At 66.3% G+C, this 13,120-nt stretch carries 12 protein-coding genes; 9 read left to right on the top strand and 3 right to left on the bottom strand.

Annotated elements, in window-relative coordinates:
- Positions 1-256 precede the first annotated feature (256 nt).
- Genes JKL46_RS21480 through JKL46_RS21470 form a run of 3 tightly spaced genes read left to right on the top strand, consistent with a single transcriptional unit; the run spans position 257 to position 3,060 of the window.
- Positions 257-1,351, top strand: coding sequence for a catalase family protein (locus JKL46_RS21480; protein WP_201837231.1), 1,095 nt, complete (start codon positions 257-259; stop codon positions 1,349-1,351).
- A 30-nt stretch (positions 1,352-1,381) separates the two neighbouring features.
- Positions 1,382-1,885, top strand: a complete 504-nt coding sequence (msrB, locus tag JKL46_RS21475) for a peptide-methionine (R)-S-oxide reductase MsrB (protein WP_201837169.1) — start codon at positions 1,382-1,384, stop codon at positions 1,883-1,885.
- A 5-nt stretch (positions 1,886-1,890) separates the two neighbouring features.
- A complete protein-coding gene (locus tag JKL46_RS21470; protein WP_201837167.1) occupies positions 1,891-3,060 on the top strand; it encodes a DUF3095 family protein in 1,170 nt (389 codons plus the stop codon).
- 197 nt (positions 3,061-3,257) lie between these two features.
- On the opposite strand, the gene JKL46_RS21465 is transcribed toward JKL46_RS21470, so the two are convergent.
- The 3 genes from JKL46_RS21465 to JKL46_RS21455 form a co-directional block, all read right to left on the bottom strand.
- Positions 3,258-4,202 (bottom strand): bifunctional riboflavin kinase/FAD synthetase, encoded by a 945-nt coding sequence (locus tag JKL46_RS21465; protein WP_201837165.1) that lies wholly within the window; start codon positions 4,200-4,202, stop codon positions 3,258-3,260.
- A 194-nt stretch (positions 4,203-4,396) separates the two neighbouring features.
- Positions 4,397-5,272: a TIGR01459 family HAD-type hydrolase gene (locus JKL46_RS21460; RefSeq protein ID WP_201837163.1), complete on the bottom strand. Its 876-nt coding sequence runs from the start codon at positions 5,270-5,272 to the stop codon at positions 4,397-4,399.
- Between the two features lie 184 nt (positions 5,273-5,456).
- Entirely contained in the window at positions 5,457-6,725 is a 1,269-nt protein-coding gene (locus tag JKL46_RS21455; protein WP_201837161.1) for an EAL domain-containing protein, read from the bottom strand.
- A 168-nt stretch (positions 6,726-6,893) separates the two neighbouring features.
- Between JKL46_RS21455 and JKL46_RS21450 the strand changes: the two genes are divergently transcribed.
- The 6 genes from JKL46_RS21450 (at position 6,894) to hisG (ending at position 13,075) form a co-directional block, all read left to right on the top strand.
- Positions 6,894-7,115 carry a heavy-metal-associated domain-containing protein gene (locus tag JKL46_RS21450; RefSeq protein ID WP_201837159.1) on the top strand — a complete coding sequence of 74 codons (222 nt, stop codon included), beginning with the start codon at positions 6,894-6,896 and terminating at the stop codon, positions 7,113-7,115.
- A 94-nt stretch (positions 7,116-7,209) separates the two neighbouring features.
- Positions 7,210-8,559 (top strand): omega-aminotransferase AptA, encoded by a 1,350-nt coding sequence (gene aptA, locus JKL46_RS21445; RefSeq protein WP_201837157.1) that lies wholly within the window; start codon positions 7,210-7,212, stop codon positions 8,557-8,559.
- A 196-nt stretch (positions 8,560-8,755) separates the two neighbouring features.
- Entirely contained in the window at positions 8,756-10,240 is a 1,485-nt protein-coding gene (gene hisS / locus JKL46_RS21440) for a histidine--tRNA ligase (RefSeq protein ID WP_201837156.1), read from the top strand.
- Between the two features lie 70 nt (positions 10,241-10,310).
- Entirely contained in the window at positions 10,311-10,775 is a 465-nt protein-coding gene (locus JKL46_RS21435) for a hypothetical protein (protein ID WP_201837154.1), read from the top strand.
- Positions 10,776-11,006: 231 nt separating this feature from the next.
- On the top strand, positions 11,007-12,101 hold the full coding sequence (locus JKL46_RS21430) for an ATP phosphoribosyltransferase regulatory subunit (protein WP_201837152.1): 1,095 nt from the start codon (positions 11,007-11,009) through the stop codon (positions 12,099-12,101).
- Positions 12,101-13,075 carry an ATP phosphoribosyltransferase gene (gene hisG, locus JKL46_RS21425; protein WP_201837150.1) on the top strand — a complete coding sequence of 325 codons (975 nt, stop codon included), beginning with the start codon at positions 12,101-12,103 and terminating at the stop codon, positions 13,073-13,075. The genes JKL46_RS21430 and hisG overlap by 1 nt, the downstream gene beginning before the upstream one ends.
- Positions 13,076-13,120 lie beyond the last annotated feature (45 nt).

Below are 13,120 nucleotides of genomic sequence, written 5' to 3'. Positions count from 1 at the left end.
TGCGAAAGCCGGGCCGATAATTCGCGCAGCACCTATGCGGGCCACCGGCAGATCCTGAGAACCCATGGGCATGACGAGCCTTTTAGCAGCGCCGGGCCGGATAATAAAGCACAGACGCGGGAGAGATTTACAGGCGACGACGCCGCAGCAACCTCGGCCGTTCGGAACCATTACCGGGGTCCGGCTTTGCCCCGGATGCCCTGAACCGGGCGAAACTTCCTCTCCACGGAGCCATCCTTTGTCCCAAGCCGATCGTGTGCCGCCCGCCTCTCCTCTCCGCTACGAACCTTCGGTCGAGACGCCGCATCCGCAGGAGGCGGAAATCGGGGCGAGCATCCTCGAGTCGATGCGCAAGGTCCGGGAGAAGACGTTCGAGGATTACGGCCACGCGGTGCGCAGCGTCCATGCCAAGAGCCACGGTCTTCTGAAAGGGCAGCTCCATATCCCGCCAGGCCTGCCGCCGGCTCTGGCCCAGGGGCTCTTCGCCAAGCCAGGCACCTATCCCCTCGTGATGAGGTTCTCCACGACGCCGGGCGATATTCTCGACGACAGCATCTCCACCCCGCGCGGCGTGTCGATCAAGGTCTCGGGCGCCGAGGGGGAGCGCCTGCCGGGCTCGGACGGCGCCACCACCCAGGATTTCGTACTTGTGAACGGCCCCGCCTTTCAGTCGAGCCCCAAGAGCTTCGCGCAGAACCTGAAGTTGCTGGAAAAGACCACCGACCGCCTCGAGCGCACCAAGAAGGTCGTCTCGACCGTCTCCCGCGGCCTGGAGACCCTGGTCGAGGCCTTCGGCGGCGAGAGCGCGAAGCTGAAGGCGCTCGGCGGGCATCCGGAGACGCATATCCTGGGCGAGACCTTCTTCTCGCAGGCTCCCATCCGCTATGGCGACTACATCGCCAAGATCTCGGTCGCCCCGGTGAGTGAGGAGCTGAAGGCGCTCAAGGACGCTCCCCTCGACCTGAATGGCAGGCCCGACGGCATCCGCGAGGCGGTGGTCGATTTCTTCCATCGGCATGGCGGCGAGTGGGAGATCCGGGTCCAGCTCTGCACCGATCTCGAAACCATGCCTGTGGAGGATGCCTCCGTCTTGTGGCCCGAGGAGCAGAGTCCCTATATTTCCGTGGGTCGCATCACGGTTGCGCCTCAGGAAGCCTGGAGCGAGGACAAGATTGCCGCCATCGACGAAGGCCTGTCCTTCAGTCCCTGGCATGGACTTGCCGCGCATCGCCCCCTGGGCGTGATCATGCGTCTGCGCCGGCAGGCTTATGAGGCCTCCGCCGCGTTCAGAGCGGCCCATAACGGGCACGTGATCGAGGAGCCGAAGACGCTGGATGCAATTCCGGTGTAGAGGTTCCTCCTACATTCAAGAGGAAGACCCATGGCCCACTCCCCCGTGGACGACAAGCGGCGCTCGAAAGCCGGTTTCGACCTCACTCCGCCCAGCCCGGAGCAATTGCACGCCCTCGTCGCCAATCTTGACGACGAGGAACGGCGCGTGCTGCTCGAGCACGGCACAGAGCGCCCCTTCTGCGGCATCTTCAACGAAGCCAAGGAGAAGGGCACCTATTGCTGCCGCCTGTGCGGGCTGCCTCTGTTCAATGCGGGCACGAAGTTCGAATCCGGCACCGGCTGGCCGAGCTTCTTCGATCCCATCGACCGCGATCACATCGCCTTCGTGCGCGACACCAGCTACGGCATGGTCCGCATCGAGATCCGCTGCGCCCGCTGCGAGGGCCATCTCGGCCATGTGTTCAACGACGGCCCGCCTCCCACCGGCGAGCGCTACTGCATGAACTCCGTCTCCATGCGCTTCGTGGCCGAGGGCGATCCGCTGCCGGACGAGTTGGGCCGAGGAGCGCCGGAGGGCGAAGCGGCAGGCTGACGGTCGTGAAGGCCGGGCTGCATGACAGGAATGGCAGGGAAGGCGCGGATTTCTATGCCCGCCTGCCCGTCTTCGACCATTTCTCCCAGCTGACCGATCCCGGGCTCTACATGCCCGCTCCGGACGATTGGATTCTGGGCCTCAGCGACATCGTCCGCTCGACGACCGCCATCGGGGCTGGACGCTACAAGGAGGTTAACACGGCGGCCGCCTCCGTCATCGCGGCCATGTCCAACAGGCTCGGCACGAGCGAGTTTCCCTTCGTGTTCGGCGGGGACGGGGCGAGCTTTGCCCTGCCGGCATCGCAATCCGAGGTGGCACGGGAGGTACTCGCCGCAGTCGCGGCCTGGGTGCAGGATTCCTTCGACTTCGAGCTGCGCGTCGCCCTCGTCCCGGTGGCCGATATCCGGGCCAGCGGCCACGACGTGCGCATCGCCCGCTTCGCCGCCTCGCCCGATGTCTCCTATGCCATGTTCTCCGGCGGCGGCCTGGCCTATGCGGAAAAACGGATGAAGGAAGGCGCCTTCGCCATCCCTCCGGCGCCTCCGGGAACCCTGCCCGACCTCTCCGGCCTCACCTGCCGCTTCGACGAGATCCGGCCCGAGCGCGGGGTCATCCTTTCCCTGATCATCCTGCCCGATCCCGTGGCGAGCGCGGAAGCCTTCAATGCCCTCGTCGGGCAGGTTCTGGCTCTGGCGGAAGGTCATGAGGCCGGCCGGCCATTCCCTGACGAAGGGCCACCCGTGCCCTCCCCGTTCAAGGGCTTCGCCATCGAGGCCAAAACCTTTGGAAAGAACGGGCCGGGTTTCGGGAAGCTCGCGGCGATGGCGTTCATGCGCCTGTTCGCCTTCATGGTCTTCCGGTTCGGCCTGAAGGTCGGCAAATTCGATCCGGCCCGCTACCGGCACCAGCTCGTCGACAACACCGATTTCCGCAAGTTCGACGACGGCCTGCGCATGACTCTCGACTGCACCCCCGCCCTCGCCGACCGCTTGGAAGCAATGTTGCAGAAAGCGGAGCGGAAGGGTATCGCCCGCTCCGGGCTGCACCGTCAGGACGCCGCCCTCATGACCTGCTTCGTCCCCTCACCCACCCGGGCCGACCACATCCATTTCGTCGACGGCGCCATGGGCGGCTACGCCATGGCGGCGAAGGCGCTGAAGCCCGCCATCTAGGAGCGTCATCCCGGACGAGCGAAGCGAGATCCGGGATCGCGAGACGAGTGTGGCGCGGGAACCCTCTCCCCCCTTGTGGGGGAGAGTTGGAGAGGGGGGTGCTGGCGCATCGTTCTGAGAGGCTGGCGCTCACACCCCCCTCCCTAGCCCTCCCCCACAAGGAGGGAGGGGACACCCGCGCCACACTCGTCCGACGATCAACCGATCATCGAAACCGTCTTGTCCTCGGCGAGCATCCGCCTCGCTTGAGAAGAGTCCCGATCCATCTGCGCGATCAGCGCCTCGATGCCGTCGAAGCGTTCCTCGCCGCGGATCCAGCCGATGAATTCCACGTCGAGGGTTTTTCCGTAGAGATCGCCGGCAAAATCGAAGAGATGCACCTCGAGCAGCGGCGCGCCGTTGTCGAAGGTCGGGCGGCGGCCGAAGCTCGCAACGCCGTCGACGGGCTTGCCGTCCACCGACGCCCGGACGGCGTAGATGCCATGCCGGAGGCGGCAATCATCGGGTAGGCGCATATTCGCCGTGGGATAGCCGAGCACCCGGCCGCGCTTGTCGCCGTGGCGCACCTCCGCCTCGACGAACCAGCGATAGCCGAGAAGCCGGTTGGCCGTGGCGATGTCGCCCGCCTCCAGGGCCATCCGGATCGCGCTTGAGGAGACCGGCTCGGTTCCCTCGACGATGGCCGGCGCGATGAGGCAGTCGAGCCCCAGCGCGCGGCAGAGTTCCGCCATGCGGGCCGGATTACCCTCGCGGCTGCGGCCGAAATGGAAGTCGTGACCGATCACCACGCCGGAGAGACGCAGGTCCCGCGCCAGCAGGTCCACAAAGCCGGCAGCCGTGAGTGCGGCGAGGCTTCCGTTGAACCGGCGCTGAAAAACGCCGGCGAGCCCGAGCCGTGCGAAGATCTTGAGCTTCACGGGCTCCGGCGTGAGCCGGAACAGCGGCCTGTCGGGCTGGAAAAAGGTGCGCGGGTGCGGTTCGAACGTGAGGACGGCAGCCGGGCGTCCGGAATCCAGGGCCATCCTCAGGAGATGCTGATGCCCGCGATGCACGCCGTCGAAATTGCCGATCGCGGCCAAGGCTCCCTCGAGGTTCTCTGGCACGGGCTCGCCATCGCGGCAGATCGCGAACGGTGGGTGCATCGGGGGAGTAACCTCGGGACTCATCTTTTACGGATATGGTGCGGGCGCGACCCTGTCGAAATCCGGTCTGCCGGTCAAGGGAACCAACGCGCGAACACAATGTCATTTCCGGCATGAATGCAGCGGACGGGGAATGGAATCTACCCCCAAGCTCGGCGCAAGGGATTCCTTCCCGGCCCAGGCCTCGTCCGACCCTACCAGGACAGAACTTCCGTAAACGCGGTCGGGCGGGCCGGCTGGCGGTCGACCCAATCCTGCACATTGTCCGAGACGAGATCGCCCTTGTGCAGGCCGAGCTCCTCCGCGTGGATGCCGCGCGCGATCATCAGGGAATCGATGCCGTAGCCCGCGGCGCCCGCGATATCGGTGCGGATCGCATCGCCGACGGCGAGCACTCGCCCCTTCGGGATCGGCTGGCCTGCGACGCCGGCTGCCACCGCAAGTGCCCTGTCATAGACCGGGCCGTGCGGCTTTCCCGCATACAGAACCTCGCCGCCCATCTCCTCATAAGCCAGGCCGATGGTGCCCGCGCAGGGCAAGATCATGTGGCCGCGCTCGACGATGAGGTCAGGATTGGCACAGACCATGAGGAGATTGCGGCGGCGCATGGCCGCAAGCCGCGCCCGGTAATCCTCGACCGTCTCGGTCTCGTCATTGTCGAAGCCGGAGCAGACTACGTAATCGGCCTCCTCGATCGAGCCGAACCGTGCGTCGAGTCCGTCGTAGATCGGCATGTCGCGGGGCGGACCGATGTGATGCACGATCTGCCGGATGCGCTCCTCGATGGCGAGCCGGGTCAGGTCGCCGGAGGTGACGATGGCGTCATAGGCCGAGCGCGGCACGCCGAAACCGTCGAGCTGCGTCCCCACCGAGGCGCCGGGACGCGGCGCGTTGGAAACGAGAACCACCCGTCCGCCCTTGGCGCGAAAGCGGGTCAGCGCGTCGCTGGCCGCCTCATAGGCTTTAACGCCGTTGTGAAGCACGCCCCAGACATCGCAGAGGACGAGATCGTAGCTTTCGGCGAGAGATTGCAGGCCCTCGACGTGAATGGGGCGGGACAAAGCTGTCATGGGTTCTCACAAGCACATCGTGCGGACCCGGAGGGCCGCGTTAGCGAAAAGTGGGGGCCGGTTTTCCGCGCTAAACGATGTGCAAGTCAAGTGATCAGCATCGGATTGATCCTAAAAGTGGGCTCCACTTTTAGGTCCGATGCTCATTCGAAGCCGGGCGGGCAGGCCCTTGCGCTCTTTTAAGTCAACCGGCGCGGCGCAGCCGCACCGGCTCCTCGTCCAGGCTGAGGGTCTGCGGCAGTTCGCCGAAAATCTCGGGCCTGACCGGCCGCGGAGCTGCGAAGGCGAAGCCCTGCGCGAGCGGTACGCCGAGATCGCAGAGCGCCGGCACCATCTCATCTGCATCGACCCGTTCCGCGATGAGCCGGATGCCCTGGCGGCGCAGGGTCGAGGCGAAATCGCGCACGTCGAGTTCCGGGCCGGCATAGCGCCCGTCCGTCCGCTCAGCGGCCTCGATCATGAGATCGGCGGGCAGCTTCATGAAGCGGAGACCGAGTTCCGCAAGGGCATGAGCGTCGAACCGCAGATCGGCGGCGCGGTCGAGGGAGAAAGGCACGCCACGCTCGCTCAGGGCCGCAAGGGCCGCCCTGTGCTCGGCATCGAGATGCCGCCAGCAATGCTGGGGAAGCTCCAGGACGATCTTGCCGACAAGGTCCGCCTCGGCATCGATAAGGCCCACGAGCGACCACAGGAAGCCGGGTTCGGCGATGGATTGGGCGGTGAGGTTCACACCGACGATGGCATCGCTGCCCCGCTTCATCAGATGGCGCGCCACCACCATGGAGCGGGTTACGATGCGCCGATCGAAGGCCGAAGCGCGGCCCGCGCATTCGAGGATGGGGAGGAATTCCGAAGGCCCGAGCAGCGTCCCGTCGCCAAGGCGGAGCCGCGCAAGGACCTCGTAGAAGCGGATCTTCGTTTGCGGCAGGGAGACGATGGGCTGGAGATGCAATTCGATCCGGTCGGTCTCGAAGGCCTGGAGGATGAGCCCGATACGGCCGGAATCCTCGGCCGAAGGCCGGCGCATCGACGGCAGCAGGAAAGGCTCCGGGAAACGCGCCGGCGGCACCTGCGGCACAAGTTCCAGCTTCGACCCCCGTATGGCTGAAGCGCCGATCCCGATGCCATCCTGCTCGCCAGCCGTCCTTGCGAGATCCCGCAGGAGGCCCGCCGGCCCTTCCGCCCGCAGGGGCGTGCGCAGGACCAGCGGCGCCGATGGCCCCCTCCCCGTCTCGGGCAGCTTCGCTGGAAGGGTCTGCCGCTCCGCCTGCCGCCAAAGGACGGCGAGACCGAAGATCACGGTCAATGTCAGCAGACAGAGCACCGGCATGACCAGGCCGGAATCGATGGGAAGATAGGTCGGTGCGGCCGCGGTCAGCACGGCCGGCGTGAAGGCGAGCAAAGCCGCCTTCCTGTCTCTCGAGACTGGAATCTTATTGGTGTTCGTCACCATGGGTGCCCCCGCTCCCCCTGGCTCGGCGAATATGCGCGAATCAGTGTGTTAACAGACATTGAATCAGCGCGAATCGCCCTGCAAGTTTCGCATTCCCGCAATGGACATTTTCCCCGCACTCGGGCGTTGCTCGCCCACAGGCTTCCGCAGAGAGGAAAGGCTTCGTCGATGGAAGAACCCCGCAAGGACCTGCTGATGCAAGTCGACGGCATGACCTGCGACGGCTGCGTCGCCTCGGTCACCAAGGCGATCCGGCGCCTGGATCCGGCCGCCGCCGTGGAGGTCGACCTGGAGCACGGGCGCGTTCATGTCACCACCTGCGCCCAGAGCATCGAGGTGGCGCGGGTGCTGGATGCCGCCGGCTACGAGGCCCGCGCCATGACCGGCTAGACTGCTCCCCAGCGGGGATCGCGGCAAAAGTTCTTTTGCGAGCCGGGGAAACCGCTGCTAGGGTCCGCACCGACTGCCAATTCCGGGGATAGCCATGACTGCCCAGACGACGAGAGCCGCCAACGATCTTTCCGTGCCCAACGATCTGGAGGCCTGGTGGCTTCCGTTCACGGCGAACCGCTCGTTCAAGCAGCACCCTCGGATGATCGCCCGCGCCAAGGGCATGTACTACTACACCCCCGAGGGCCGCGAGGTGATCGACGGCGCGGCCGGTCTCTGGTGCTGCAACGCCGGCCATAACCGGGACGAGATCACGGCCGCCATCCAGGCCCAGGCGCAGGAGCTCGACTACTCGCCCGCCTTCCAGTTCGGCCATGCCGGCGGCTTCACCCTCGCCACGCGCCTCGCCCAGCTCGCCCCGGGCGACCTGAACCACGTTTTCTTCTGCAACTCGGGCTCCGAGGCCGTGGATACGGCGCTCAAGGTGGCGCTGGCCTATTGGAACGTGAAGGGCCAGGGCAGCAAGACCCGCCTCATCGGCCGCGAGCGCGGCTATCATGGCGTCGGCTTCGGCGGCATCTCGGTTGGCGGCATCGTGAAGAACCGCCAGTTCTTCGGCTCGCTTCTTGCCGGTGTCGACCACCTGCCCCACACCTATAACCGCGCCGAGCAGGCCTTCTCCCGCGGCGAGCCGGAATGGGGCGGGCACCTTGCCGACGAGCTCGAGCGGATCGTGACGCTTCACGACGCCTCCACCATCGCCGCCGTGATCGTCGAGCCGATGTCCGGATCCACGGGCGTTCTCGCACCGCCGAAGGGCTATCTCCAGCGCCTGCGCCAGCTCTGCGACAAGCACAACATCCTGCTCATCTTCGATGAGGTCATCACCGGCTTCGGCCGCCTCGGCACCGCCTTTGCCGCCGAGCGCTACGGCGTCATCCCCGATATGATCACCTTCGCCAAGGGCGTGAATTCCGGCACCGTGCCCATGGGCGGCGTGATGGTGCGCGAGGGCCTCTACGATGCGTTCATGAACGGCCCCGAGCACGTGATCGAACTCTTTCACGGCTACACCTATTCCGGCCACCCGCTCGCCTGCGCGGCGGCGCTCGCGAGCCAGGACATCTACCGTGACGAGAAGCTGTTCGAGCGGGCAAAAACCCTGGAGCCGGTCTGGGCCGATGCGATCCATTCCCTGAAGGGCCTGCCGAACGTGCTCGACATCCGCACCATCGGCCTCGTCGGCGCCATCGACCTCGCCTCGCGCCCCGACGCCGTCGGCAAGCGCGCCTTCGAGGCCATGGACCGCGGCTTCCAGGAGTTCGGCCTGATGGTGCGCATCACCGGCGACACCATCGCCCTCTCCCCGCCGCTGATCGTCACCGAGGAGCAGATCGGCGAGATCGTCGACAAGCTCGCCAAGGTGATCAAGGCGGTGGCTTGATCCCTGCCGTCATGCCCGGCCTTGTGCCGGGCACCCACGCCTTCTGAGGCGCGGCGCGAAAAAGACGTGGATGGCCGGGTCAAGCCCGGCCATGACGCGTTTATGGGGTCGGGTTTGAACCCAACCCTTGCCCCTCCCCGCCGCAGGGAGTAGGACCGCAGCACGTTTTTCCAATCCAACCGCTGCTGTAAGAACCATGTCCAAGGCCGACAAGATCAAGGCCCGCGCGCCGCGCGGCTTTGCCGATCGTACTCCCGCCGATCTTTCCGCCACCGAGCGCATGCTCGCGGCGATCCGCGACTCGTATGAGCTCTACGGCTTCGAGGGCGTCGAGACGCCCTTCGTCGAATACACCGACTCGCTGGGCAAATTCCTGCCCGACCAGGACCGCCCGAACGAAGGCGTGTTCTCGTTCCAGGACGACGACGAGCAGTGGCTGTCGCTCCGCTACGACCTGACGGCGCCGCTCGCCCGCTACGTGGCCGAGAACTTCGACGCGCTGCCGAAGCCCTATCGCAGCTATCGCGTCGGCTGGGTGTTCCGCAACGAGAAGCCGGGACCGGGCCGCTTCCGCCAGTTCATGCAGTTCGACGCCGACACGGTGGGCGCGGCCTCTGTCGCGGCGGATGCGGAGATCTGCATGATGGCGGCGGACACGATGGAGCGGCTCGGGCTGAAGCGCGGGGAATTCATCGTCAAGATCAACAACCGCAAGGTTCTGGACGGCGTGCTCGAAGCCATTGGTCTCGGCGGCGAGGACAAGGCTGGCCAGCGTCTCACCGTGCTGCGCGCCATCGACAAGCTGGATCGCCTCGGACCCGAGGGCGTGAGCCAGTTGCTCGGTGCAGGGCGCAAGGACGAGAGCGGCGATTTCACCAAGGGTGCTGGCCTCGAGCCTGATGACATCTCTCGAGTTCTCGCCTTCACCGACGCCAAGGGCGCGAACAATGCGGCGACCGTCGAGAACCTGCGCAAGGTCGTCGGCACATCCGCACGTGGTCTCGAAGGAGCGAACGAACTCGCGGAGATCGCCTCTCTCGTCGCCTCCTCCGGATACGAGGATCGCGTGACCATCGACCCCTCCGTCGTCCGCGGCCTCGAATACTATACCGGCCCGGTCTACGAGGCCGAGCTGACCTTCCAGGTGCAGGACGAGGACGGGCGTCCCGTCCGCTTCGGCTCCGTCGGCGGCGGCGGGCGCTATGACGGGCTCGTCGGCCGCTTCCGCTCGGAGCCCGTTCCGGCGACCGGCTTCTCCATCGGCGTGTCGCGGCTTCTCTCGGCCCTGCAGATGGTGAAAAGCCCGATCGTTTCGGGAGCCGAGAAGCCCGGCCCGGTGGTCGTGCTGGTCATGGACAAGGACCAGATCGCCGCCTACCAGCGCATGGTCTCCACCCTGCGCCAGGCCGGCATCCGCGCCGAGCTCTATCTCGGCTCCTCGGGCATGAAGGCGCAGATGAAATATGCCGACCGACGCCAGAGCCCCTGCGTCGTGATCCAGGGCTCCAACGAGCGCGAGCGCGGCGAGATCGAGATCAAGGACCTGATCGAAGGCGCCAAGGCAGCAGGGGCCATCGCCTCGAACGAGGAGTGGAAGGCCGCCCGCCCGGCTCAGTTCTCCGTTTCCGAGGGCAAGCTCGTCGAGGCCGTCCGCGAAGTCCTTAGCCGGCATTTCGGATAACCTTGGCCTTTTGGGAACCCCTATGCTTTCATAGGGGTTGTCCAGAAAGCTTGACCATCAGGAGATGAAGATGCCGAAGGACAAGGAGAAGAAGAGCAGCTCTAAGGCGAAGAAAGCATCCGGCAAAGGCACCGGCGGCAAAAGCACGGGCACGAAGCTGGCGAAGACCATGAAGAAGTCCGGCCTCATGGATATGCTCAACTCGAATCTCGGCCGTGAAATTCTGGCGGATGCCCTGATCGCCGCAGCCGGTGCCGCAGCCGCCGCCCTCACCAAGACCCGTTCGGGCGGAAAAGTCGGCGCCGCCGCCGCTCAGACCCCCGACCTGGCACAGACCGCCGCAGGCGCCGTCGCCGGCGTCGTGACCGAAGCCGCCCGCCATTTCCTGCCGGCGAGCCTCGTGGGCGAGGAAAGCGCCGCCGGCGCCAAGTCCGAGCCGAAAAAGGTCAAGTACGTCCAGCGCTCGAGCGACCACAGCAAGCGCAAGACGACCAAGGCCAAGGCCACGAAGACCGCGCCGACCGAGAAGCATTGAGCCGTCCTTAAGCCGTTTTCGACGTCATGGCCGGGCTTGTCCCGGCCATCTCGCTTTGATGAGGCTCGACGCTTTTCCAATCGAGATCACCGGCACCGATCCCCGAATCAAGTCAGGGGAGAGTGATGAGGTCATTGGAAACTCCCCTGTTCACCCTTCCCGTCGAAAACAATCGCCATCCTGCCTGAGCATTGCTAGAGAGCATGCCAGCATAAGGATTGGGCGAGGCCAGTGACGGAGACGGATGCCATTGTTGCGCTGATCGCGCTGTTCGAGCGCGAGGGCTATGCGCGGATCGAGCCGCCGGTGCTTCAGCCGGCGGACGTGTTCATCGACCTCTCGGGCGAGGATATCCGGCGGCGCATGTTCGTGACGCAGGATGCGGCAGGCTCCGAGCTTTGCCTCAGGCCCGAATACACGATCCCCGTCTGCCTCCAGCATCTCGAACGCCACGGCGCGCAGCCGTCCGGCTATTCCTATGGCGGCCCGGTCTTCCGCATGCGCGCAGGTGAGAGCGGCGAGTTTCTCCAGGCTGGCCTGGAATCCATCGGGCGCCTCGACGTCTCGGCGGTGGATGCCGAGATCCTCGCCCTCGCGCTCGACGGCCTGAAGCAGCTCGGCGGCCCTGCGCCGGTCGTGAAGCTCGGCGACATGAGCCTTCTCCATGCCCTGATCGACGCCCTCGGGATCGCGCCCGCCGCCAAACGGCGCGTGATCCGCGCCATCGTCTCGGGACAGGGGCTCGCAAGCCTCGTCGAGCAGGAAGCACCCGGGGCCCAGGAGCATGCCGGCCTGCTTGCCGCCATCGAGGGCCAGGCGCCTCAGGCGGCCAAGGCTTTCGTGGAGGACATCCTTTCGATCGCAGGCATCGCCCGCGTCGGCGGGCGCAGCGCAGGCGAGATCGCCGAGCGCTTCCTGGCCCGGGCCGCGAACCGCACCGGCCTGCCCGACGAAGCGCGGCAGATTCTGGAGCGCTACCTCACCATCGCAGGCGATCCTGATCACGCGGCCCATGCCGTGCGAACCCTCGCGAAGGATGCAAGTATCGAGCTCAACGGCGCTCTCAGCGCCTTCGAGGAGCGAACCGGCTTCATGGCTGCGCGCGGGCTCGACGTTGGCAGCTTCTCCTTCTCCGCCACCTTCGCCCGCAATCTCGACTACTACACGGGCTTCATCTTCGAGGTGCAGGATCCGCGCCGGGGCGACGGAAAGCCTGTGGTGGGCGGCGGCCGCTACGACCGCCTGCTCGAACATCTCGGCGCAGAGGCCCCGATCCCGGCGGTGGGCTGTTCCTTCTGGCTCGACCGCATCGTGGGGAGGCCCTGATGACCGATTCCCCTCTCATCCTGGCCGTACCCTCCAAGGGGCGCCTGCAGGAGAACGCGGCCGCGTTCTTCGCCCGCGCCGGCCTCGTCTTCACCCAGTCCCGCGGCGCCCGCGACTATCGCGGCACGCTCGCCGGTGTGCCTGATGTCGAAGTCGCCTTCCTGTCGGCCTCCGAGATCGTGAGCCAGCTGGCCTCGGGAACCGCTCATCTCGGCATCACCGGCGAGGACCTGATCCGCGAGCAGATCGCCGATGCCGACGAGGCGGTGGAAATACTGACCCCGCTCGGCTTCGGCAACGCCAACGTCGTCGTCGCCGTGCCGCAGGCCTGGATCGACGTGCGGAGTATGGCCGATCTCGATGAGGTCGCAGCCGATCTTCGCGCCCGCCACGGCACCAAGATGCGCGTTGCGACGAAATACGTGAACCTGACCCGCCGCTTCTTCGCCGAGAAGGGCGTCTCGGATTACCGCATCGTCGAGAGCCTGGGCGCCACCGAGGGCGCGCCGGGCGCGGGCTCCGCGGAGCTGATCGTCGACATCACCACGACGGGCGCTACGCTCGCCGCCAATGCCCTAAAAATCCTCGACGACGGCATCATGCTGCGCTCAGAGGCCAATATCGTCGCCTCCGCCCGTGCCCCCTGGACCGACCGGGCCAAGGCTGCCGCCACCGCCGTGCTGACGCGCATCGCCGCCGAGGAAGAGGCCCGCACGAGCCGCGAGGTGCGTGCCGCCCTCGATCCGGCGCGGGCTTCCGCCCTCCAGTCGCTGGTGCGAGACCATGGCGCCACGCTGCCCTACGGCCATGCGCTCGGCCGCGAGGTCGTGCTCCATTGCCGGAGCGCCAAGGTGTTCGAGATCGTGGCGACGCTGCAGGGGATCGGCGCGCAGGAGATTTCCGTCCGCGCTTTCGATTACCTGTTCCGTCCAACGAACGCGCTGACGGAGCGGCTCCTGCGGCGGATCGGCTGATCCTTGCGTCGCTTTCACGAAGGTTTCAGGTTTCGTGTGGTCCAA

The organism is Microvirga zambiensis WSM3693 (genome assembly GCF_016735695.1).
Lineage (GTDB): Bacteria > Pseudomonadota > Alphaproteobacteria > Rhizobiales > Beijerinckiaceae > Microvirga > Microvirga zambiensis.
The sequence above is the reverse complement of the archived record's forward strand: the minus strand, read 5'-3'. Positions and strand labels throughout refer to the sequence as shown.

What these genes read in the sequence shown, in the direction of transcription:
- msrB (WP_201837169.1), top strand. Translation starts at nt 1,382, where the DNA reads ATGGCCCACTCCCCCGTGGACGACAAGCGGCGCTCGAAAGCCGGTTTC.
- JKL46_RS21465 (WP_201837165.1), bottom strand. Translation starts at nt 4,202, where the DNA reads ATGCACCCACCGTTCGCGATCTGCCGCGATGGCGAGCCCGTGCCAGAG.
- JKL46_RS21460 (WP_201837163.1), bottom strand. Translation starts at nt 5,272, where the DNA reads ATGACAGCTTTGTCCCGCCCCATTCACGTCGAGGGCCTGCAATCTCTC.
- JKL46_RS21455 (WP_201837161.1), bottom strand. Translation starts at nt 6,725, where the DNA reads ATGGTGACGAACACCAATAAGATTCCAGTCTCGAGAGACAGGAAGGCG.
- JKL46_RS21450 (WP_201837159.1), top strand. Translation starts at nt 6,894, where the DNA reads ATGGAAGAACCCCGCAAGGACCTGCTGATGCAAGTCGACGGCATGACC.
- aptA (WP_201837157.1), top strand. Translation starts at nt 7,210, where the DNA reads ATGACTGCCCAGACGACGAGAGCCGCCAACGATCTTTCCGTGCCCAAC.
- hisS (WP_201837156.1), top strand. Translation starts at nt 8,756, where the DNA reads ATGTCCAAGGCCGACAAGATCAAGGCCCGCGCGCCGCGCGGCTTTGCC.
- JKL46_RS21435 (WP_201837154.1), top strand. Translation starts at nt 10,311, where the DNA reads ATGCCGAAGGACAAGGAGAAGAAGAGCAGCTCTAAGGCGAAGAAAGCA.
- hisG (WP_201837150.1), top strand. Translation starts at nt 12,101, where the DNA reads ATGACCGATTCCCCTCTCATCCTGGCCGTACCCTCCAAGGGGCGCCTG.